The sequence below is a fragment of the Halomonas sp. E14 genome (assembly GCF_052568415.1).
Genome location: NZ_CP199423.1, coordinates 1,619,020 through 1,640,714 on the forward strand (window position 1 = coordinate 1,619,020; position 21,695 = coordinate 1,640,714).

Annotated in this window: 20 protein-coding genes; 10 read left to right on the forward strand and 10 right to left on the reverse strand. The window is 64.9% G+C overall.

All coding sequences use genetic code 11. The features are described from left to right. The first annotated feature begins 9 nt into the window (after positions 1-9). The 3 genes from ACT7B3_RS07565 to rpsA all read left to right on the forward strand — a co-directional run bounded on the left by ACT7B3_RS07565 (position 10) and on the right by rpsA (position 4,882). Positions 10-2,331, forward strand: coding sequence for a bifunctional prephenate dehydrogenase/3-phosphoshikimate 1-carboxyvinyltransferase (locus ACT7B3_RS07565; protein WP_445157453.1), 2,322 nt, complete (start codon positions 10-12; stop codon positions 2,329-2,331). Further along, positions 2,328-3,017, forward strand: a complete 690-nt coding sequence (cmk, locus tag ACT7B3_RS07570) for a (d)CMP kinase (RefSeq protein ID WP_445157454.1) — start codon at positions 2,328-2,330, stop codon at positions 3,015-3,017. Before ACT7B3_RS07565 ends, cmk begins: the two co-directional genes overlap by 4 nt. A 188-nt stretch (positions 3,018-3,205) precedes the next feature. Beyond that, positions 3,206-4,882 (forward strand): 30S ribosomal protein S1, encoded by a 1,677-nt coding sequence (gene rpsA / locus ACT7B3_RS07575; RefSeq protein WP_445157455.1) that lies wholly within the window; start codon positions 3,206-3,208, stop codon positions 4,880-4,882. Between the two features lie 91 nt (positions 4,883-4,973). Here rpsA and rimO read toward each other — a convergent pair whose 3' ends face one another. Beyond that, the gene (gene rimO / locus ACT7B3_RS07580; RefSeq protein ID WP_445157456.1) at positions 4,974-6,335 is read right to left on the reverse strand and encodes a 30S ribosomal protein S12 methylthiotransferase RimO; all 1,362 of its coding nucleotides are present in this window, start codon (positions 6,333-6,335) and stop codon (positions 4,974-4,976) included. Positions 6,336-6,463: 128 nt separating this feature from the next. Here rimO and ACT7B3_RS07585 point away from each other — a divergent pair, with 128 nt between their 5' ends. From ACT7B3_RS07585 to ACT7B3_RS07595, 3 genes are all read left to right on the forward strand, one after another. Continuing rightward, positions 6,464-6,874 (forward strand): SRPBCC family protein, encoded by a 411-nt coding sequence (locus ACT7B3_RS07585; RefSeq protein WP_444677824.1) that lies wholly within the window; start codon positions 6,464-6,466, stop codon positions 6,872-6,874. 129 nt (positions 6,875-7,003) lie between these two features. Continuing rightward, complete coding sequence (locus ACT7B3_RS07590; RefSeq protein ID WP_445157457.1) at positions 7,004-7,159, forward strand: hypothetical protein; 156 nt, start codon at positions 7,004-7,006, stop codon at positions 7,157-7,159. Positions 7,160-7,235: 76 nt separating this feature from the next. After that, complete coding sequence (locus ACT7B3_RS07595; RefSeq protein WP_445157458.1) at positions 7,236-7,910, forward strand: TVP38/TMEM64 family protein; 675 nt, start codon at positions 7,236-7,238, stop codon at positions 7,908-7,910. Positions 7,911-7,993: 83 nt separating this feature from the next. Here ACT7B3_RS07595 and ACT7B3_RS07600 read toward each other — a convergent pair whose 3' ends face one another. The 8 genes from ACT7B3_RS07600 to pilB form a co-directional block, all read right to left on the reverse strand. Beyond that, on the reverse strand, positions 7,994-8,821 hold the full coding sequence (locus ACT7B3_RS07600; RefSeq protein WP_445157459.1) for a universal stress protein: 828 nt from the start codon (positions 8,819-8,821) through the stop codon (positions 7,994-7,996). Beyond that, the gene (locus tag ACT7B3_RS07605) at positions 8,814-11,261 is read right to left on the reverse strand and encodes a Lon protease family protein (RefSeq protein WP_445157460.1); all 2,448 of its coding nucleotides are present in this window, start codon (positions 11,259-11,261) and stop codon (positions 8,814-8,816) included. The genes ACT7B3_RS07600 and ACT7B3_RS07605 overlap by 8 nt, the downstream gene beginning before the upstream one ends. A 128-nt stretch (positions 11,262-11,389) precedes the next feature. Continuing rightward, the gene (locus tag ACT7B3_RS07610) at positions 11,390-12,259 is read right to left on the reverse strand and encodes a DNA replication terminus site-binding protein (protein ID WP_445157461.1); all 870 of its coding nucleotides are present in this window, start codon (positions 12,257-12,259) and stop codon (positions 11,390-11,392) included. Continuing rightward, complete coding sequence (gene yacG, locus ACT7B3_RS07615) at positions 12,256-12,483, reverse strand: DNA gyrase inhibitor YacG (RefSeq protein WP_445157462.1); 228 nt, start codon at positions 12,481-12,483, stop codon at positions 12,256-12,258. Before yacG ends, ACT7B3_RS07610 begins: the two co-directional genes overlap by 4 nt. A 33-nt stretch (positions 12,484-12,516) precedes the next feature. Continuing rightward, positions 12,517-13,128: a dephospho-CoA kinase gene (gene coaE / locus ACT7B3_RS07620; protein WP_445157463.1), complete on the reverse strand. Its 612-nt coding sequence runs from the start codon at positions 13,126-13,128 to the stop codon at positions 12,517-12,519. Positions 13,129-13,141: 13 nt separating this feature from the next. Beyond that, the gene (locus ACT7B3_RS07625) at positions 13,142-13,978 is read right to left on the reverse strand and encodes a prepilin peptidase (protein WP_445157464.1); all 837 of its coding nucleotides are present in this window, start codon (positions 13,976-13,978) and stop codon (positions 13,142-13,144) included. Further along, the gene (locus ACT7B3_RS07630) at positions 13,975-15,207 is read right to left on the reverse strand and encodes a type II secretion system F family protein (RefSeq protein WP_445157465.1); all 1,233 of its coding nucleotides are present in this window, start codon (positions 15,205-15,207) and stop codon (positions 13,975-13,977) included. The genes ACT7B3_RS07625 and ACT7B3_RS07630 overlap by 4 nt, the downstream gene beginning before the upstream one ends. Before the next feature lie 38 nt (positions 15,208-15,245). Then, positions 15,246-17,036: a type IV-A pilus assembly ATPase PilB gene (gene pilB / locus ACT7B3_RS07635; RefSeq protein ID WP_445157466.1), complete on the reverse strand. Its 1,791-nt coding sequence runs from the start codon at positions 17,034-17,036 to the stop codon at positions 15,246-15,248. A gap of 313 nt (positions 17,037-17,349) precedes the next feature. Between pilB and ACT7B3_RS07640 the strand changes: the two genes are divergently transcribed. Then, complete coding sequence (locus ACT7B3_RS07640; protein WP_445157467.1) at positions 17,350-17,778, forward strand: type II secretion system protein; 429 nt, start codon at positions 17,350-17,352, stop codon at positions 17,776-17,778. Positions 17,779-18,774: 996 nt separating this feature from the next. Continuing rightward, entirely contained in the window at positions 18,775-19,158 is a 384-nt protein-coding gene (locus ACT7B3_RS07645; RefSeq protein ID WP_445157468.1) for a histone-like nucleoid-structuring protein, MvaT/MvaU family, read from the forward strand. A gap of 127 nt (positions 19,159-19,285) precedes the next feature. Here the strand turns inward: ACT7B3_RS07645 and ACT7B3_RS07650 are convergent, their stop codons facing one another. Continuing rightward, positions 19,286-20,104, reverse strand: coding sequence for a helix-turn-helix transcriptional regulator (locus ACT7B3_RS07650; protein WP_445157469.1), 819 nt, complete (start codon positions 20,102-20,104; stop codon positions 19,286-19,288). A 510-nt stretch (positions 20,105-20,614) separates the two neighbouring features. Here ACT7B3_RS07650 and ACT7B3_RS07655 point away from each other — a divergent pair. Both ACT7B3_RS07655 and ACT7B3_RS07660 read left to right on the forward strand, forming a co-directional pair. Beyond that, the gene (locus ACT7B3_RS07655; protein WP_445157470.1) at positions 20,615-20,911 is read left to right on the forward strand and encodes a hypothetical protein; all 297 of its coding nucleotides are present in this window, start codon (positions 20,615-20,617) and stop codon (positions 20,909-20,911) included. 7 nt (positions 20,912-20,918) lie between these two features. Continuing rightward, a complete protein-coding gene (locus ACT7B3_RS07660; protein ID WP_445157471.1) occupies positions 20,919-21,389 on the forward strand; it encodes a hypothetical protein in 471 nt (156 codons plus the stop codon). Positions 21,390-21,695 lie beyond the last annotated feature (306 nt).

Consider the following 21,695-nt stretch of genomic DNA (forward strand, 5'->3'; position numbering starts at 1 on the left):
GAGCGCGGAATGGCAGAGGCGACGCCGAGCCGCATGACGGGCGGCTTGGTCGACGAGCCCAAGGTGCTCATCGTCGGCCTCGGGCTGATCGGCGGTTCGCTGGCGGCAGCGCTGCGTGCCGCCGGCTTCGGCCAGGGTGGCCACCCCGGAACGATCGTCGCCTGCGACCCCAGCGCCGATGAGATCGCCCGCGGCATCGACATGGGGCTGATCGACAGCGGCGCGACGCAGCTGGCCTCGCTGGTCGAAGGCGCCTCGCTGATCGTGCTGGCGGTGCCGGTGCTGGCCATGCAGAGCGTCATGAGCGAGCTTGCCGCGCTGCTGCCCGAGGCGCAGGTGAGCGGCGGCGCACCTCAGGTGGTGGTTACCGATGTCGGCAGCACCAAGGCCGCCGTGCGCGACTGTGCGCTGCGCGCCTTCGGGCGGTTGCCGTCCGGGCTGGTGCTGGGCCACCCCATCGCCGGCTCCGAAAAGAGCGGCGTGTCCGCTGCCAACCCCCGCCTCTACGTCGACCACAAGGTGATCCTCACCCCCACCAGCGAAACCTCCCCGGGCGCCCTGGCGCGGGTCACGGCACTGTGGCGCGCCTGCGGCGCCGAGGTGCTGGAGATGGACGTGGCGCGCCACGACCAGGTGTTGGCGCGCACCAGCCACCTGCCGCACCTGCTGGCGTTCTCCCTGGTCGATACCTTGGCACGCCAGGACGAACGGCTGGAGATCTTTCGCTACGCCGCCGGCGGCTTTCGCGACTTCACCCGCATTGCCGGCAGCGACCCAGTGATGTGGCGCGACATCTTCACCGCTAATCGCGAGGCGGTGCTGACGGCCCTGAACGACTTCGAGGCGGGGCTGGCGCGGCTGAAGCTTGCCGTGGAGCGGGGCGATAGCGACGCCATGCTCGCCATCTTCGACCGCGCCAGCCATGCTCGACACTACTTCGACTCCCTGCTGAATCAGACCAGTTATCAGGCGGAATACCAGATGCAACAACAAGGAAAGCTCACCTTCCGAGCCGCCCCCGGCGGACGCGTGGCCGGGCGCATTCGCGTGCCCGGCGACAAGTCGATCTCCCATCGTTCGATCATGCTGGGCGCACTTGCCGAAGGCGTGACCGAAGTGAAGGGCTTCCTGGAAGGGGAGGACAGCCTGGCCACCCTGCAGGCCTTCCGCGAGATGGGTGTGGCCATCGAAGGACCGCATCAAGGCCGTGTCATCGTGCATGGCGTCGGCATGCATGGGCTCAAGGCGCCGGCCGGGCCGCTCTACGTGGGCAACGCCGGCACCGCCATGCGCCTGTTCGCCGGGTTGCTGGCGGGCCAGGCCTTCGACAGCGAGCTGATCGGCGATGCCTCGCTGACCAAGCGCCCCATGGGCCGCGTGGCCGACCCCTTGCGCCTGATGGGCGCCAAGATCGACACCGCCGAAGGCGGGCGCCCGCCGCTGAAGATCCATGGCCGCCAGCCGCTCAAGGGCATCGACTACGACATGCCCATGGCCAGCGCCCAGGTGAAATCCTGTCTGCTGCTTGCCGGGCTCTACGCTGAAGGCGAGACCCGCGTGCGCGAACCGGCGCCGACCCGCGACCACACCGAGCGCATGCTCGCCGGTTTCGGCTACGAGGTGCACCGCGAAGGCGACACCTGCTGGCTCCGCGGCGGCGGCAAGCTTACCGCCGCGCCGATCGACGTGCCGTCGGACATCTCCTCGGCCACCTTCTTCCTGGTGGCGGCGGCGATCACCCCAGGCTCCAACCTGACGCTCGAGCACGTTGGCATCAATCCGACCCGCATCGGCGTGATCAACATCCTCAAACTGATGGGCGCCGACCTGTGGCTGGCCAACGAGCAGGAGGTGGGCGGTGAGCCAGTGGCCGACCTGCATATCCGCTACGCCCCGCTCAAGGGGATCGACATTCCCCTCGACCAGGTGCCCCTGGCGATCGACGAATTCCCCGCGCTGTTCATCGCTGCCGCCAACGCCACCGGCGTGACGCGCCTGCGCGGCGCCGAGGAGCTGCGGGTCAAGGAGTCCGACCGCATCCAGGCCATGGCCGACGGCCTGGCCGCCATCGGCGTGACGCATACCGTGGTCGAGGATGGCATCGACATCGTCGGCGCCGGCGACCGTGAGATTGCCTACGGCGGCGGTCGCATCGACAGCCTGGGCGATCACCGTATCGCCATGTCCTTCGTGGTGGCGGCGCTGCGTGCCGGCGAAGAGATCGTCATCGACGACTGTGCCAATGTGGCCACTTCGTTCCCCGGCTTCACCGAGCTCGCCCGTACGGTGGGGCTGATGGTCAACGAAGAGCGAGGAGGGAGCGCATCATGAAGGGCACGGCCCCGGTGCTGACCCTCGACGGCCCCGGCGGGGCCGGCAAGGGCACCATCAGCCGTCTGGTCGCCGAGCGCCTGGGCTGGCACCTGCTCGACAGCGGCGCGCTCTATCGCCTCACTGCCCTGGCGGCGCAGCGCCACGGCGTGGCGCTGGACGACGAGCCGGGGCTCGAGCGGCTCGCCTCCAGGCTCGATGTGGTCTTCGTAGCCGAAGAGCAGAGCACTAGGATTTTGCTCGAAGGCGATGACGTCAGCCGCGCGATCCGCACCGAGCAGATGGGCGATGCCGCCTCCCGGGTGGCGGCGCTCAACGGCGTGCGCCAGGGCCTGCTGCAGCGTCAGCGCGACTTTCGCCAGGCCCCCGGCCTGGTGGCCGACGGTCGTGACATGGGCACCGTGGTGTTCCCTGAAGCCGAACTCAAGGTGTTCCTCACCGCCAGCCCCGAGGAACGGGCGCGCAGGCGCCACCTCCAGTTGCAGCAGGCGGGGGTGGATGCTAGTCTATCGAGTCTTTTGAAGGAAATTCAGGCGCGCGATGCTCGCGACATGCAGCGCAGCGTGGCACCGCTCAAGCCGGCCGATGACGCCATCACGCTTGACACCACGAGCCTGAGCATACCGGAAGTGGTGGAACGGTTGACGGAGTGGCTGGCCCAGCGCGGCCTCGCCCCTGCGACTTGATCTCCCTTGCGGCCCCCTCGTTCGGATGTCATGGCATGGTCGGGCAACACCTCATACTTGCACTTGCAAGCCCGGCCAGGTCCAACCAGCGTTAACATCCGCGTGGGATTGGGTAAATAAGGCCCGCACTCGCTGGTGGTGCGGAGAAGGCGGCGACGCCTCAACACCGTTGATCACGTAGGAAAATCATGAGCGAAAGCTTTGCTGAACTGTTTGAGCAGTCACTTCAGGACATCAACATGGAGCCGGGCGCCATCGTCACGGCTACCGTCGTCGACATCGAAGGTGACTGGGTCACCGTCAATGCCGGCCTGAAGTCCGAAGGGCAGATTCCCGCGGCGCAGTTCCGCGACGACAATGGCGTGCTCAGCATCGCCATTGGCGATGAAGTCAGCGTTGCCCTGGAAGCCGTCGAAGACGGTTTCGGCGAGACCCGTCTGTCTCGCGAGAAGGCCAAGCGTGCCGAAGCGTGGAAGATTCTGGAAGCCGCCTTCGAGAAGGAAGAGATCGTCAAGGGCGTGATCAACGGCAAGGTCAAGGGCGGTTTCACCGTCGACATCGACTCCATCCGCGCCTTCCTCCCCGGTTCCCTGGTCGACGTGCGTCCGGTTCGCGATACCACGCACCTCGAGCACAAGGAACTCGACTTCAAGGTCATCAAGCTCGACCCGAAGCGCAACAACGTGGTGGTTTCCCGCCGCGCCGTGCTCGAAGCCGAGAACAGCGCCGAGCGTGAGGCCCTGCTCGCCACCCTGCAGGAAGGCCAGCAGATCATCGGTATCGTCAAGAATCTGACCGACTACGGCGCCTTCGTCGACCTGGGCGGCGTCGACGGCCTGCTGCACATCACCGACATGGCCTGGAAGCGCATCAAGCATCCCAGCGAGATCGTGGCCGTGGGCGACGAGATCAACGTGAAGGTGCTGAAGTTCGACCGCGAGCGCAACCGCGTCTCCCTGGGTCTGAAGCAGCTGGGCGAAGATCCGTGGGTCAACATCAAGGACCGCTACCCCGAGGGTACCGTGGTTCAGGCGCGCGTCACCAACCTCACCGACTACGGCTGCTTCGCCGAGCTGGAAGAGGGTGTCGAAGGCCTGGTTCACGTTTCCGAGATGGACTGGACCAACAAGAACATTCACCCGTCCAAGGTCGTCAACATCGGCGACGAAGTGGACGTGATGATTCTGGATATCGACGAAGAGCGTCGTCGTATCTCCCTGGGTATCAAGCAGTGCACCCCGAACCCGTGGGAAACCTTCAGCGGCCAGTACAACAAGGGCGATCGCGTCTCCGGCTCGATCAAGTCGATCACCGACTTCGGCATCTTCATCGGCCTGGAAGGCGGCATCGACGGCCTGGTTCACCTGTCCGACCTCTCCTGGTCCGAGACTGGCGAAGAAGCCGTGCGTCGCTTCAAGAAGGGTGACGAAGCCGAAGCCGTCATCCTCTCCATCGACCCGGAGCGCGAGCGCATTTCGCTTGGCATCAAGCAGCTCGACTCCGACCCGGTGGCCGAGTACCTGGCTGTCAACGACAAGGGCTCTATCGTCACCGGTCGTGTGATCGAAGTCGACGCCAAGGAAGCCCACGTCGAGCTGGCCACTGACGTCGTCGCCGTGCTCAAGGCGTCCGAGATCAGCGCCGACCGCGTCGAAGACGCGCGCAACGTGCTGAGCGAAGGCGACACCGTCGAGGCCCGCATCGTCAACGTCGATCGCAAGAACCGTGCGATCAACCTGTCGATCAAGGCCAAGGAGCAGGACGACACCCGTCAGAACCTGAAGAAGCTGCGCGAGCAGGAAGTCGAAACCGGTGGCCCGACCACCATCGGCGATCTGATCAAGCAGCAGATGGGTCAGGACTGATCGTCCTTCGGGCTCCGTTCGCGGAGCCCGATGAGCCAAGGCTCAAACAAGAACGCCGCCCTTCGGGGCGGCGTTCTTGCGTCTCGGGCTTCTATGCGGAGTAGAAGTCCAAGAATTTGACCGGCTGGGCCTCCTCGATCACCTCGGCCCACAGGTCGTATTCGTCGGCGTGGGTGATGCGGGCGCGTACCACGTCGCCGGGGCGCAGGGTGCGCTTGGAGTCGAGGAACACCATGCCGTCGATCTCCGGGGCATCGGCTTCGCTGCGGCCCACCGGGCCCTCCTCGTCGACCTCATCCACCAGCACCTCGATCTCGCGGCCGATCTTCTGCTCGAGGCGCGCGGCGGAGATCGCCTGCTGGTGCGCCATGAAGCGCTCCCAGCGCTCCTGCTTCACCTCGTCCGGCACCGGCTCCAGGCCCAGCTCGTTGGCCGGTGCGCCCTCCACCGGCGAGTACTGGAAGCAACCTACGCGGTCGAGCTGGGCTTCACTGAGCCAGTCGAGCAGGTACTGGAAGTCCTCTTCGGTCTCGCCGGGAAAGCCGACGATGAAAGTGGAGCGAATGGTCAGCTCGGGGCAGATCTCGCGCCAGCGCTGGATGCGGGCCAGGGTCTTGTCCTCGAAGGCCGGGCGCTTCATTGCCTTGAGCACCTTGGGGCTGGCGTGCTGGAAGGGGATATCCAGGTAGGGCAGGATCTTGCCTTCCGCCATCAGCGGGATCAGCTCGTCCACGTGGGGGTAGGGGTAGACGTAGTGCAGCCGCACGCGAATGCCCAGCTCGGCGAGCGCCTCGCACAGCTCGGTGAGGCGGGTCTTCACCTCGCGGCCGCGCCATTCGCTCGGCGCGTAGCGCAGGTCGACCCCATAGGCGCTGGTGTCCTGGGAGATGACCAGCAGCTCCTTCACGCCGGCCTTGGCCAGCCCCTCGGCTTCGCGCAGTACGTCGCCTACCGGCCGGCTGACCAGCTTGCCGCGCATGGAGGGGATGATGCAGAAGCTACAGCTGTGGTTGCAGCCTTCCGAGATCTTCAGGTAGGCGTAATGGCGGGGCGTCAGCTTGACCCCCTGGGGCGGCACCAGATCGATGTGCGGGTCGTGGGTAAAGTCGTACGGGGCGGCGGCATGTACGGCATTGACCACCTGCTCGTACTGCTGGGGCCCGGTGACTGCCAGCACGCTTGGATGCACGTTGCGAATTGCACTCTCGTCGACGCCCATACAGCCGGTGACGATGACCTTCCCATTCTCGGCGATTGCCTCGCCGATGGCATCCAGCGACTCGGCCTTGGCGCTATCAATGAAGCCGCAGGTATTGACCACCACCACGTCGGCGTCGTCGTAGCTGGGCACGACCTCGTAACCTTCGGTGCGCAGCTGAGTCAGGATACGCTCGGAATCTACCAGTGCCTTGGGGCAGCCCAGCGAGACGAAACCGACCTTGGGAGTGGACATGCAGAACCTCTTGGAAAATGCGAAGCCAGTGGGGGGCGCAAGCCCGGGCTGGCCCGAAAAGGGGCAGGGCGGTTACCCTGAAAGTCGAAGGCGAAATTTTAGCGCTGTCCACGAGCATAGGGAACCGCATGGCCACCATTGAACACAGTGCAATTCTCAAGGCGTCGCCCGAACGCGTCTTCGCCCTGCTGGAGCGCGTCGAAGAATTTGTCGACTATTCCGACCTGATCCAGGCGATCGAGCCGCTTGGCGACGAGCGCTACCGCTGGCATGTGCGCGCGGTGGGTATGGACTGGACCTTTGACGTGGCCGTTACCGAACGCACGGCGCCGCACACGCTGGCCTGGGAGTCGATCGAAGGCGTGCACAACCAGGGCTGCTATCGGTTGACCCCGGTGGAAGAGGGCACCGAGGTGTCGCTGACCCTGACCTATACCATCCGCAACCGCCTGGTGGAAAAGGCCGTGACCAAGGCTGCCCGGCCGCTGGTGAACAAGGTGAGCCGGCAGATCCTCGAGCGGGTCGAGGCCAGGCTGTAGCGTCAGGCTGTGCTGAAGTAGCGTGGAAAAAGGTCGTAAAAAAAGTTAGCGCCCTACCTGTTTCTTTGCCACGGCCAGGACTAGAATCTGCTTGACGAGGCCGCTCCGGTCTCGATCGAGGATAGGACCATGATCAAAGGGCTGATGTGGTGTCTGGCCGTGCTGTTCGCCCAGTTGGGGCTGTTGAAGTATGTGGATTTTCGCGTGGCGGCCATGCCGCGTCTGGAGGATTCGCCGCCTGTCGACCCGCCCTCGCACGAGGATGACGCAAGCCTGAATGCCTGAACCCCGCCGGCGGGGTGACCCGGCGCGCCCTCCATGGCAACATGGCCCTTCGCAAAAAGGGTCGGGTGGAGAGTCGATGGCAGAGGTTTCCTCGCTGCGCAGACGCTGGCGCTGGGTCGTCCTGGGGGCCAGCCTGGCCATGGCGGCCTATCTGTGGGTCTGGCACTCTCCTGATCTCAGCGCCTTTCGGCAGTGGGCCGAAGAGACCAGCCACCACCCCCTGGTGGTGACCAGCGTCATCCTGGTGATGGCAGTGACGCTGGCCATCGGCCTGCCCGGCAGCATCGGCCTATGGCTGATCGCGCCTTTCTATCCGCCCCACGTGGCTACGCCCATGCTGATCTTGGGCAGCGTGCTCGGTGCACTGGGTGCGTACCAGCTGGCGGCGCTGGCCGGCGACCGCTGGCAACCCAAGGGGCTGACCCGCAAGGTCATGCTCATGCTCGAAGCGCGCAGCGATCTTCTCACCCAGTGCGCACTGCGCGTATTGCCGGGCTTCCCCCATTCGGTGATCAATTTTGCTGCCGGCCTCCGGCGGCTGCCGCTGGGTACCTACCTACTGGCGGCCACGCTCGGGCTCGGCATCAAGTGGGCCGTCTATGCCAGCGCCATTTATAGCGGCCTGGACGCCATCGCCAACGATGAAAGCTTTCTCAGTGCCGATATCCTGCTGCCGCTGGTAGCGCTGACGCTGCTGCTGCTGCTGGGCTCCTGGATGCGACGCCGAGTGGAAGAGGAGCGCGAAGTCTAGCCTCGCGGCCCGTATTTGACCGGTTGGCAGGCTTGCCCGGTTCACCGGCGCCGACTTCCTGCCCCTTGCCGCCAGCACACCGCCTAGCGGGTCACCACCACGGGCAGCGGGATGCGCGCCAGCAGCTCCGGATCTTCCTCCAGCAAGTGGGCAAGCTCCTGACGTGTCAGCAGCAGGCCGCCAGCGTCGGCATGCAGTAGGGCGCGCTCGAGCTCGGCGGCATGCTGCCACGGCAAGGGCAGAGTGCCTTCGAACAGCACCGACATCCACCCGGGAAACGCCAATGCCGCATCAGGAAGCGGCTCGGCCGTACGAGCCGGTTGCGCAAGGCGGTGCAGCGGGCCGCGACGAAACGGGTGGCGCTCGTCCCACAGCAGTACCGTGCAAGGCGCCTCGAGGATCAAGCGGCGGCTGGTGGAGCCCAGGCGGGTTCCGTAGCGCTCGGTCGCACCGGCCTTGCCCAGCACCAGTACATCCGCCGAGGCGGTGCGGGCCAGGGCCTCGTTGACCACCTGGCCGCGGCCCACTTCTAGCCGGTGCGACAGGTCACGGCCGGCCACCGCCAGCTGCAGCGCCTGTTGCACACGCTGAAGCTGGCGCGCAATGACGCTTTCCAGCCGCTCCGCCGTGAGCGGGCGCGACAGGCCGGACTGGGCGCCGATCTCGCAGGAGAAGGGAAAGGCCGCGCAGCGCAGCAGGTCCAGATCTTCCACATAGACCGCCACCAGCTCGGCGCGGCGGCGGCAGGCCAGGTCCACGGCGGCGGCCAGTGCCGCCTGGCTGTGGCGCGAGCTGTCCAGCAGCGCCAGAACCCGCGACAGGGGTTCGCCCGGGGCGTCACTGCCGCCCTGCGCATCGGCGGGTGTTGCCGCGCCGCGCACGTCATCCTTTCGTCCGCTGTGCCTAGGCATCGCCGCGCTCCTCCGGTGCCTGGCCGCTGCGCCGGCTCGAGTCGCCATCTTGTCCGCGCTCGCCGTCCTCCTTCGCTTGCTCAGCCGCCCCTGCCTTGGCCGCGCGGTGGAAGGCCGCCAGGCGCTCGACCACCAAGGCATTGAGCGAGCCTGCAGGGTAGCGGCCCTCGGCATCGGCTTCGCCAAGGGGCATGCCGGTCAGCAGGGTCAGCGCCTCGTCCAGGTGGGCAATGGCATAGACGCGGAAGCGACCGGCCTCGATGGCATCGCGCACCTCGCGCTTGAGCATCAGGTGCTCCACGTTGGTGGCGGGCAGCAGCACGGCGTTGCCCTCCGTGTCGCCGCGTGCCTGGCAGATATCGAAGAAGCCCTCGATCTTCTCGTTCACGCCTCCCACCGCCTGTACGTTGCCGTGCTGGTCGATAGAGCCGGTGACGGCGAAGCGCTGGTCGATGCCGACCCGGGCGATGGCCGAGATCAAGGCGCATATCTCCGCCACCGAGGCGCTGTCGCCCTCAATGCCGCCGTAAGACTGCTCGAAGGCTAGGCTGGCGGAGAGCGAAAGCGGCGTGTCGGGGGCATAGCGGCTCGCCAGGCAGCGCGACAGGATCATCACCGCCTTGGAGTGAATGCGCCCGCCCAGCCGCGCCTCGCGTTCGATATCGACCACCTGGCCGGGCCCCGGGCGGGCGGTAGCGGTGATGCGGGTTGGCTGGCCGAAGGCGAAGTTGCCCAGGCTGAGCACCGACAGGCCGTTGACCTGACCGACTCGGTGCCCGCGGGTCTCGATCGCCACGGTGCCGCGGGCGATCAGCGCATGGCTGCGCTCGCGCAGGCGGTCGGCGCGCAGGCGCTGCTGGGCAATGGCCTTTTCGACGTGCGCCCGGGCGATGAGGCTGGCGCCGTCGCGGTCGGCCCAGTGGTCGGCCTCCTCGAGCAGGTCGCTCAGTGGGCGGCGGCGCGCCGTCAGCCTGGTCTGGTCGTCGGCCAGGCGGCTGGCGTGTTCAAGGGTGGCGGCCACGCCGCTGCGGTCGAGCGGGCGCAGCGAGGATTCCCGCGCCAGGGTGGCGACCATACGAGCGAACAGCGGCTGGTTGGCCGGGTTGCGCTCCAGTTCGTCTTCCAGGTCGGCCTGCACCTTGAACAGTTCGAGGAAGTCCGGATCCTGCTCGCACAGCAGGTAATAGAACATCCGCTCGCCCAGCAGCACCACCTTCAGATCCAGCGGAATGGGCTCGGGCTCCAGGGTCGTGGTGCTAATCAGGCCGTAGGCCTGCTCCAGCGACTCGGTGCGGATCTCGCCTGCCCGCAGTACCCGCTTCAGCGTTTCCCAGGCACCCGGCTGCATCAGCAGGCTGCGCACGTCCAGCACCAGGTAGCCGCCGTTGGCGCGGTGCAGCCCGCCGGCGCGGATCAGGCTGAAGTCGGTGAGCAGCGTACCGTTGTGCACGTGGTGCTCGATGCGCCCGACCAGGTGCTGGTGGCTAGGCAGGTCGAGGTAGACCACCGGGCCGCCCTCGCAGCCCAGGTTGTCGACGATCAGGTTGAGGTGGAAGCGGCTGAACACTGCTTCCGGCGGAATGTCGGGCTCCTCCTCCAGGAAGGCATCGACGTGCAGCACCAAGGCTTCACGTATCGCCTTAAGGTGGGCCATCACCTCGTCATGGTCGGAATAGCGCTCCTCCAGCTCTGCCAGCGGCGCGCCGATGGCCGCCTGGAGCATCTCCTCGTTCAGCGCCGTGACCTGTTCGCGCAGCTGCTTGGCCAGGCGCGGCATCTGGCGGATGGCCTGGGTGAGCTTGCGCTGCAGCACCTGCACGGTGCCTTCGATGCGCTCGCGTTCGTCCTGGGGCAGCTGCTCGAAGGCGTCCGGTGTCATCATCTTGTCGTCAGCGGTGGCCGGGGCGAAGGTGAAGCCATTGGGCGTGGAGAGCAGCAGGATGTCGTGCTCGCGGGCCTCGCGGCGCACCACTTCGATGGCGTCGCGCTGGCGCTCGCCCATGGCCTGCTTCAGCTCGTGCAGACGGTTCTGGTATTCGTCGCCTTCGAAGATCGCCGGAATGGCGGTGCGCAGCTCCTCGGCCAGCTGCTCGATGTCGGCGCGCAGCACCCGGCCCATGCCGGTAGGCAGCAACAGGTAGCGCGGCCGGCTGGGGTCGTCGAAGTTGTAGCGATAGGCGATGTCGGGCGGCGTTGGCTCGTCCCGCGAACGCTCGGTCAGGAAACGCCCTACCAGCTGATGCTTGCCATGGCCAGAGTCGCCCAGCACATAGAGGTTGAACCCCTCGCTGCGCATGGCGGTGCCGAAATCGAGCGCCTCGCGTGCCCGTGTATGGCCGCTGAGCATGTCCAGCGAGGCCAGCTCGCTGGTCACCTCGAAGTCGAAGGCGTCTTCCGGGCAGGCGCGATAGACCTGCGTCACGTTCAGGGGTGTCGGCACAGGGCCCTCCATCGTCTGCGGGTATGCTGCCAGGCGGCGCCAGGGGCGTGCGGCAGCCTTGTTCGCAGTATGGCGAACTCCCGGCGCCAATGCATGATGCATATCAAGCCCTTGGCGGATGCAGCGGCTCAGCGATAGCGGTAGATGCGCAGGCTCGGCAGGTAGGGCAGCGCTTCCAGCTTTTCGTCGCTGCGGCGTGCCCGGATACGTTGCTGGGGCGGGGCGGCTGGCGGCAGGTTGTGGTCGGGCAGGCGCCCGCGAGGCGCAGGCAGGAACAGCGGCAGCGCCACGTTCATGGCGCGGCGGGTGCGGCCATCTTCCAGCGGCTCGCAGTAGAACAGGTTGGCGCGCATCAGCGGTGCCTGGCTTTGCACCTGTGCCAGCGGCTCGCCGGAAGGCAGAGCGGCCAGCTTGCGTAGCTGGATGCGTACGTGCGGGGCGTCGCTGTCCAGCGCCAGCAGCTTCTGCTCCACCTCGCGCACCGTCAGCCGCTTGATCGAGCGGCCGCTGGCATACCAGGCCAGCCGCACCCGTGCCACCGGCGCTTCGGCCACGGGAATGGCGCGCCAGCACTGCTTGAGGTGCAGCCGGGCGAGGCCGCTGCCGCGCAGGTGGTCGTGCAGGTGGGGGTGGCGGAAGGGCAGCACCGCCTTGGCCTCGGCCAGCAGCGGCGGATAATCGGCCTTGATTTTGGCCAGCCGGTCGGCGAAGTCGGCCTTGGCGGCGTTCACCCTGGCCACTTCTTCAAGCAGAGCCGGAGTGGCGGCCACGAGCCCCACGTGGCTGCGGGTCACGCGGCCATCCTGGCCGTCGGCGTACCAGAAGTCGAGCAGGGCGCGGCGCAGCCATTCGGGGCTGGCCTCGGCCTGGAAGGCCCAGGCCTGGGCGGGCGAGGCGGCATACGCGTCCAGCAGGGCCTCGCTGCGCTCGATCAGCGCATCGAAGGCGGCTTCCAGTTCGGCCAGCAGCCGGTAGGTCGGCGCCGCGGGCTGGGTCACGGCCGGTGGTCTCGCTCGGCCCGGGCCAGCCACTCGTCGATGTTGGTCTCGTCGAGCGCCGGCTCGCCGGCAATACGGTGCGACTCATCGGCCCAGGCGCCCAGGTCGATCAGCTTGCAGCGTTCACTGCAGAAGGGGCGGTAGGGGTTCTGCTCGCTCCATGCCACTTTCTTGCGGCACTGCGGGCAGGCGACGGTCAGGGGGCGTTGATGATGTTGGCTCATGAATCCTTGTCGGTGGCTGGCTGTGCATCCATTCTAGCGCTCTGCCGCCATTTGCCGATAGCGCCGATCCCATTCGGCCACTTGGGCGGCAAGGTCATCCTCGCCACCGGTATTGTCGATGACGTCGTCGGCGCGGGCCAGGCGCTCGCTGCGCGGGACCTGGGCGGCGACGATGGCGCGGGCCTGGGCTTCGTCGACGTCATCGCGGGCGGCGGTGCGCTCGATCTGCAGGCTCTCCGGCACGTCGATCACCAGGCAGCGGTCGACCAGCTCGCTCTGGCCCGACTCGAACAGCAGCGGCGACACCAGCAGCACGTAGGGGGCGCCTTCGGCCTCTAGCCGTGCCAGGTGGGCAAGGATGCGCTGGCGAATGCGCGGGTGCGTCACGCCTTCCAACCAGCGCCGCTCGGCCTCGTCGGCGAACACGATCTCGCGCAGGGCGCGACGGTTCAGGCTGCCGTCTGCCAGCAGCACCCGCGGACCAAAGCGCTCGGCAATGTCGGCCAGCGCCGGCTCGCCGGGTTCGACCACTTCGCGGGCCACGTCATCGGCATCCACCCAGGGAATGCCGTGCGCCGCGAAAGCGCGTGCCACGGTGCTCTTGCCGGAAGCAATACCGCCGGTGACGCCTACGATCACAGCCATTCTCCCGTCTTGTTCAGAAAGTGAAGCCAAGGTAGGCCGCCATCAGCGGCTCGCCGACCAGCAGCGCAATCATGCCGGCGCTGGCCAGGAACGGGCCGAAGGGCATCGGCGCGCCGCGCAGGTGGGGCAGGGCGAGCTGCATGGCGATGCCGACGATGGCCCCCACGCCGGCGGAAACGATCAGCACCATCGGCAGGTAGGGCCAGCCCAGCCAGGCGCCCAGGGCTGCCAGCAGCTTGAAGTCGCCGTAGCCCATGCCCTCCTTGCCGGTCGCCAGCTTGAACAGCCAGTACACGCTCCACAGCGCAAGATAGCCTGCCATGGCGCCGATCACTGCGCCGGGTAGCATCAATGGCTGGAACAGCAGCTGGTAGAGCAGGCCGGCCCACAGCAGCGGCAGGGTGATGGCATCGGGCAGCAGCTGGGTGCGCAGGTCGATCACCGCCAGCGCCAGCAGTGCCAGGCAAGCGGCGTAGAGGAACAGGCTCTGCCAGCCGGCGCCGAACAGCGCCAGCACGGCCAGCGCCAGGCCGGCGCCGGCCAGCTCCACCAGCGGATACTGGGGGCTGATGCGCGCCTGACAGTGGGCGCAGCGGCCGCGTCGCTTCAGCCAGCCGACCACCGGCAGGTTGTCGTGCCAGGCAATAGGCGTTTCGCACCGCGGGCAGATCGACCGCGGCACCAGCAGGTTGAAGCGGGGCGACTCCTCCTCGGGGAGTTCGAGCGCCTCGCGGGCCTCGGCCCGCCAACCGTACATCAGCATCACCGGCAGGCGCACGATCACCACATTGAGAAAACTGCCCAGGCACAGGCCCAGCAGGGCCGCCAGCGGCCATATCGCCCCATTCACAGCACCGTGCCCAGCTCGAAGATCGGCAGGTACATCGACACCACCAGGCCGCCGACCAGTATCCCCAGCACCACGATGATCAGCGGTTCGAGCAGGGAAGTAAGGGCGTCGACCTTATTGTCGACCTCCTCCTCGTAGTAGTCGGCCACGCGGTTGAGCATGGCGTCCAGCGAGCCGGACTCCTCGCCGATGCCGACCATCTGCACCGCCAGCGCCGGAAAGCGCTCGGTCAGGCGCATGGCGAAGTGCAGCTGCTGGCCGGTGGCCACGTCTTCGCGGATCTGCCGCGAGGCACGCTCGTAGACCAGGTTGCCGGTGGCGCCGGCGGCGATGTCCAGCGCCTCCACCATGGGCACGCCGGCGCCGTAGGTGGTCGCCAGGGTGCGCGAATAGCGCGCCACCGCCGACTTGTCGAAGATATCGCCCAGCACCGGTAGCCTGAGCAGGAAGGCATGCACGCGATAGGCGAAGGCAGGGGAGCGCTTGATGCCCTGGCGCATCAGGTAGACGAACGCCACCAGTGCGCCGAGCCCCCACAGCCAGTACTGCTGGGCAAACTCGGAGAGCGCGATGGTCATGCGGGTCATCGCCGGCAGCTCGGCGCCAAAGCCGTGGAACAGGCTTTCGAACTGCGGCACCACCTTGATCAGCAGCAGTGCCGTCACGCCGATCCCCACCAGGATCACCGCGATGGGGTACCACAGCGCCTTCTTCACCCGGCCCTTCAGCGACTCCACCTTCTCCTTGTAGGTGGCAATACGATCGAGCATGCGGTCCAGCGAGCCGGAGCTCTCGCCGGCCTCCACCAGGTTGCAGAACAGGCTGTCGAAGTGCTCGGGGTGCTGGCGCAGCGCCTGGGAGAAGCTCGAACCCGCCGCCACCTCGTTCATCATCTGCTGCACCACCGCGCTCATGGCCGGCTTGCGTATGCTTTCGGCCACTACCTGGAAAGCCTGCAGCACCGGCACCCCGGCGCGGATCATGGTGGCCATCTGGCGGGCGAACAGCATCACGTCGCGGGGGCGAATGGTGCCCATGCCGCCGCCCAGTCCGCCTTTGCGGCGTACGTTCTTGACGATGATGTTCTGGTTGGCCAGCTCGCGCTCCACCTCGAACTTCTCGGCGGCGACCATCTCGCCGTTGACCAGGCGCCCGCCCGGCCCCTTCCCCGTCCAGCGCCAGCGGTGCAGTTTCAGCTTCCGAGGCGCTTTCGCCGTTCTGGTTGCCATAGGTTCCCTGCTGCGTGTCGTATCGTTATGGTAACGCGTCAATCTTTGGTGACGCGGTTGATCTCAGTCAAGCTGGTGACGCCCTGCATTACCTTGAGCAGGCCGCTGCGGCGCAGGTCCGGGTGGCCCTCCTGCCGCGCCAGGCGGTCGAAATCCATCGAATTGCCGTTGCGCATGATCAGCTGGCTCATGGCGCTGCTGATCGGCACCACTTCGTAGATCCCCGTGCGCCCCTTGTAGCCGTGGGTGCAGTGGCGGCAGCCCACCGCTTCGTACACCGTGGCGCTTTTCACCTCCTGCTCGGTGAAGCCTTCGGCCAGCAGCGCTTCGCGGGGGATCTCCGCTTCCTGCCGGCAGTGCTTGCACAGCCGCCGCGCCAGGCGCTGGGCGATGATCAGGCTCACCGAACTGGCGATGTTGAACGGCGGCACGCCCATGTTGGCCAGGCGGGTCAGGGTTTCCGCAGCGGAGTTGGTGTGCACGGTAGAGAGCACCAGGTGGCCGGTTTGCGCTGCCTTCACCGCAATCTCGGCGGTCTCCAGGTCGCGGATCTCGCCCACCATTACCACGTCCGGGTCCTGGCGCAGGAAGGCGCGCAGGGCGCTGGCGAAATCCAGCCCGATCTTGGGCAGCACGTTGACCTGGTTCACCCCCGGCACCTTGATCTCCACCGGGTCTTCGGCGGTGCAGATGTTGCGCTGCACCTCGTTGAGCAGGTTAAGCCCGGTGTAGAGCGTCACCGTCTTGCCGCTGCCGGTGGGGCCGGTCACCAGGATCATGCCCTGGGGGTGGCCCAGCACGTTCTCGTACAGGGCGCGCTGCTCTGGCGTGAAGCCCAGCGCATCGATGCCGATCTGCGCCGAGGTGGGGTCGAGGATTCGCAGCACGATCTTCTCGCCGTAAACCGTGGGCAGCGAGTTGACGCGAAAGTCGATGGAGCGCGACTTCGACACCCGCAGCTTGATGGCGCCGTCCTGGGGCAGGCGCCGCTCGGAGATGTCCAGCCGCGCCATCACCTTCAGCCGCGCGGCGATGCGGGTGCGCATGGCGAAGGGCGGCCGGGCGGCCTCGATCAGTATGCCGTCGACCCGCATGCGCACCCGGTAGCTGGTCTCGTAGGGCTCGAAGTGGATGTCCGAGGCGCCGCGGCGAATGGCGTCGAGCAGGATCTTGTTGACGAACTTGACGATGGGCGCGTCGTCGGCGCCGCTCTGGCTGAGTTCGGCGGCGCCTTCGTCGGCGATGTCGATGCCTTCGTCGAACTCCAGCTCGCTGACCGCGTCGTCGACTCCGGTCAGGCTGTCCATCATGCTGGTCTCGAACTGGGCCAGGTAGGCTTCCAGCACCGGCACCAGCTGGTCGACCGGGCACAGCACGGCGTCGATGCTCAGCCCGGTGGCGAACTGCAGCTCGTCGAGCAGCGCCAGGGTGGAGGGGTAGGGCACCGCCACGGTGAGGCGGTGGCTGCGCCGTACCAGCGGCACCACGCACAGCTTGCGCAGCAGCTTTTCCGGGTACTCCTTGGCCGGCGGCAGGCTGGCCAGGCGCAGCGCGTCGAGGTCGACCAGCGGCAGGCCGTACTCCCAGGCTGCGCACAGGGTGGCCTGGCGTGCGGTGGCCAGGCCCGAATCGATCACATGCTGCAGCAGGCTTACCTCGGCTTCGCCGGCCTCGCGCTCGGCGCGCTCGGCGGCAGCCCGGTTCAGCAGCCCGTACTCCACCAGGCGCCTGGCGAAGCCGCGCAGCCCCTCGGTGTTCACCGCCCGGCCTGATGCGGTAGCGGTGGCGTCCTGGTCAGCCCCGGCAGGGAGCGTGCGGTAATCGTTCATGGTGCCTCGCCGTTGAGCCGCAGGGTGGGAAAGGTCATCCCATTCTAGAACGTCGTCAGCCGGTGTCCTACCCATGTAATTCATGCGTCCTTTATATTAGTTATGGTGCATTTCATGCATTGTTACCGGTGCAACAGGTCAGTCAATAGTAGGTCACCCCTTGCACAGTGACTAACTGTAAATTAATGTAATTGTTAGGGGGCAACTCCGTTTAAACGCACGGGCCATGCCCGGCGGCAAGCAGCGGCGGCAATGCCGCCACGTGACGACGCCCGCCAAGGCATACGACCGCAACGGGCACAGCAGGGGAACCATGGCGATGAAGATGATGGAAGCAATGCGGCGCAAGCCGGCAGCGAAGCGCGGTCAGGGGGGCTTTACGCTGATCGAACTGTTGATCGTGGTGGCGATTATTGGAATTTTGGCGGCGATAGCGATTCCGCAGTATGGTAATTATCTTGATAAAGCTGCTGCAAATGCATGCCAAACAGATTTTCGTAATGCTACCACCGTAGCTAGAGCGAACGATGCGTTAAACGCAACTAGCACTGATCCCGATTATGCAAGCTTCACTTTTTCTGCTTGTTTTTCTGATGAAAGTGCAAGCACCGCTTTAAATTTCTCTACTGTCGAATCTGCTTTGTTAGGAACTGAGAGTTTGGAAGAAGCTCTCGATACGTTGACTGTTTACGACCAGCGTGGGAAAGCGGTTGCAACCGGCACTAACGCTCCCACTACCTAAAATTTGGACATGCTCTACTTGGCGGCCAAGAGAATTGGCCGCCTTTTTTTTAATTTTTGGCGAAACAAAGCACGCCCACGCATTCAGCATCCTCCCTGATAGGGATAGAGGACCCTTCATGCGCCCTGCCAAGGCTCGCCGCCATGACATGCCTCGCACGTCGGTGAATGGCATATTCTGATATGACTTTATCAACGGCTGCGTGTGCCGCGCCTTCCTGTGCGGTGCCGATAGCATCAGCGGGGCTGCCAGAATAGCCGCTCGTTGGGTCGCCTAGCGGCTGAAAAAGTCTTGTAAAGATGCGCTCTAAATGGATCTTAACATCAGCGCCTATCAAGCCATTTTCTAAAATTAATGTAACAACGCATTTGCGCGAGTGTCGCTTCAAGTGCTAGGCAGTGCACGGCGAAGTGGCAGTGCTCAATGCGGTCGCCTACGTTGTCCAAAACGCCTTCGGAGCAGCGTTATTCTGACGATGGTGAGGCCAGCAACGCCGTTTCACTTCGCCCGCCAAGCAGCCGCTTTTGCGCTACCGGCTTTTTTATCTTAGAACTTTCACGGGCGGCAGGGCACCGCAGGCGTTCGCCAACCCGCGACTCGGCGATGCGGTTTGAAGCCTTCCATCCCTCTGGTCGCCTTCAAATCGTGAGCATAGGCGGCGGGCAATAGGAGGCTGAATACATTCGCTACAGGCTTATTCCGGCTTGTCAGGTTTGTTTTAGTGCTTTGCTGGGAATTTTTAAAAAAAGTTGTTAAATCAATGGCATGTGGATAGTTTTCGTCGGCGATTTTATCCTTGAAGGGTTTTGTTATGTTGTCGGGAACTTCTGCGGAACACCCCGCCATACGACCTGGAGCGCAGCAAAATAATGCACCGACTAATTTGACGCTGCACCTTGAGTTGAACTAAAACTCACTACACGTATTGTCATTCGTTTGCTGTTGAGGTATTTATACCCCGCATCCTGTCATTTCTACATAGCAAGGAACCTGCCCATGTCTCTTCTCAGCGAATTCATGCAAAAGGAACAGCAGCTCAAGCAGCTGCAGGCGGAGATGGATCGCCTGCAGAACGACGAGCGGCTGAAGGCCGAGCTTGAGTTCAAGGACAAGCTCGAAGCCCTGATGCGCGAGTTCAACAAGAGCTCCGCCGATGTGATTAACCTGCTCGAGCCCCAGGGCGGCAGCAGGGCGGCCAGTTCCGCCAAGGCCCCGGCGGCGGCCGGTTCGCGCCGCAAGCGCAAGCTGAAGATCTACAAGAACCCCAACTCGGGCGAAGTGATTGAAACCCGCGGCGGCAACCACAAGACGCTGAAGGCGTGGAAAGACGAGTTCGGTTCCGACACCGTGGAAGATTGGCTGGTTCGCGTGGAGTCTTGATCCGGATTAAGCCGCTGGCGGGCAATGAAGAGTATTCGCCGCCGCGCAGAATCGCTATCCCCGCAACGATAAGGCCGGGCCCCGCAGGGCTCGGCCTTGTTGATGGAAAAAGCTTCGAGGGCGTGCGCTATTCCTGGAAGATCGGCACCTGCATTTCGATGCCTTTGGGGGTGTCGATCAGCGCTATCGCTTCGCCGGTGGTAAAGGCGTGCCGACTTGGCAGAACTTCACTGATCAAATGGTAGGCCGCGGTCGCTATCGTCGCCTCGTCGTCGATATGCGCGCAGGCATACTCCTGTGCCGGCAGTTCTACAACGCGAAACGCCCAGGGTATGGCCATGCCGCTGGCGGCTTCGGTGGTGATTTCGGTGCCGATATCGATCTTGTCGAGCCGGCACGGCAGCAGCATGTTATGCAGCAGGGCGACGGCAGGCGCTTGCCTTAATCGTTCAGGCAGGGCGTCGGCACCTTTCGTGGCATCCGCCCAGTGCTGCAGGGTAGGAAATAGCGCCATTGTCTTGTAATGATAAAGCCGCGATACCAACGCCTGACGCGCCGGCAGGCGGCGAATCAGGAAGCGGGGGGGATCGCTGGCGGGCAGGCGCTGGGCGTTGGCATATAGCTTGGCATGAAAGGCCCGTCGAAACTGCCGTGGGGTCAGCCCGTGCAGGCGCTGGAAGGCGCGGCTGAAGGCCGAATGGTTCAGGTAGCCGCAGCGCATGGCGATGGTGTGAATGGGGTAGGGCGTGAAGGCCAGCAGCTGGGCCGCCTTTTCCAGCCGCAGGGTGTCGCGGTAGGCGCTGGGCGACAGCCCGAAGCACTGCTTGAACCGGCGCCGCACCTGCGAGGTCGAATACCCAAGCCGGCCGGCGAGATCCTCTATTCCTTGCTGGCTGCCTAGCTGCTCTTGCAGCCAGACTTCCGCCCGCATCATCTCGTCATACATCGTTAGTCCCTTGTACTTGAGCCTGCAGCAGGGCGATGCCTGCTGTTCCTTTTTTATGCGCTGCGTGGAGGGGGCTTCGTAGGAGGCAAGTGCGGATGAAGCCGGCATGTGGGCTTCACCCCTGGGGCGTTTGAAGGCGCTAGCGCAGAGCTGCGTATTGCCTGTTACACTGCCTCTCTTGCCAATTCCCTGAAGACCGCTTCCTTCAGCCATGGCTGAAAATGGGCCTGTAGATTTGTGCGTTGCGGCACAGCAGCCAGTGTTGTTATGGTTTTTCTCGTTCTCTTTATGCGCTTTTGATAGAGGCAAAGGCAAGTTTGGTGAACAAGAGTGACCGTTTGTGCATATTTTGTTGCAATAACAAGAAATGAGAATAAATTAGATGCGTAATTCTCTTTACCCCATGCCCAAGGGAGAAGGGGTGTGCTTCGCTAACCAGGCCAATGGCGCTATACTCTGGCCGAGCCACTCTTCGAGTGTCGTCAGGCACTTGAGCATTTACGGAAGCCGATGAAACAGCAAAAATCCAATCGATCGATGGACGAGCGCGAAAAGCTGCGCAAGTTCCGCGAGCTCGACGACGCCTTTGCCGAAGCCCTGCGCGAATTGGAAAAGCCCAATTCGCGGCTTTCCATTCCCACCGGCCCGCCGGTGCGCAGCCTGGCCGAGCTGGAAGAGGAAGACGAGCAGCAGCGTCAGCGCCTGTTCGAGAAGCGCCTGATGTCGTTGATGCGCGAATACGCGCAGCCAAGTGAGAGCGTGGCCGTTCTGCTGCGCACCCTGCATTCCCTGGGTCGTATCGCTTGACCCCGCCATGACCTATTTGCTGGTGATGGGCGGCGTGATGCTGTCTGTCCTGTTCACCCTTGGCTGGCTGCTGTTCCGCCTGCTGCGGCTTGCCGGCGGCGCGCTGCCGGGCGGGCGACGCAGCTCGGTGCGCAAACCTGCCAAGGGGCGGGCCAAGGCGGCAAGGCCTGCCGCGAAATCGAAGGGCAAGGCGGCGGCCAAGGCCGCCAGCACCAGAGCTGCCCCTGCCAAGCTTACTGAGAAACCTCCCTGGCGGCTGACCCAACGGCTGGCGCAGTGGCATGCCGCTCTGCCGCTGGCGCTGGTGCTGTCGCTGATCTACCTGGCCGCACGCCTGGCGGAACACGGCATGAGCTTTCGCCCACCGCATACGGTGCCGGGGGGCTATCAAGTGTTGGTGGCCGGGCTTGGCTGGCTTGCCGCCTTGTTGATCGGGCTGGCGCTGGTGCAGCGTGTGGCGATGTGGCGCTGTCGTTGATGCGTTGAATAAGTGTCGAAAATCTCACTGCTACCAATGACTTAAGTGTTGCGAACCGCAATCACGATTTGTGACTGGAGCCATGCAGATGAGTGCCGTAGAATTGTTCGACTCCAATAACGATACATGCAGGGACCAGTCGAGCCAGGCTCGGCGGCGGATCGTGAAGGGGCGCCACAAATTGTTGGCTGCCGCAAGTCGTTTTGATCAATTCGCTTCCGTCCCCGGTATCGCTCAGGCTTACAGGGCAAGGGAACTGTCCGGCGAAAATCCCCGGGCGGTAGCGTGCCTGGAAGATGATCACAG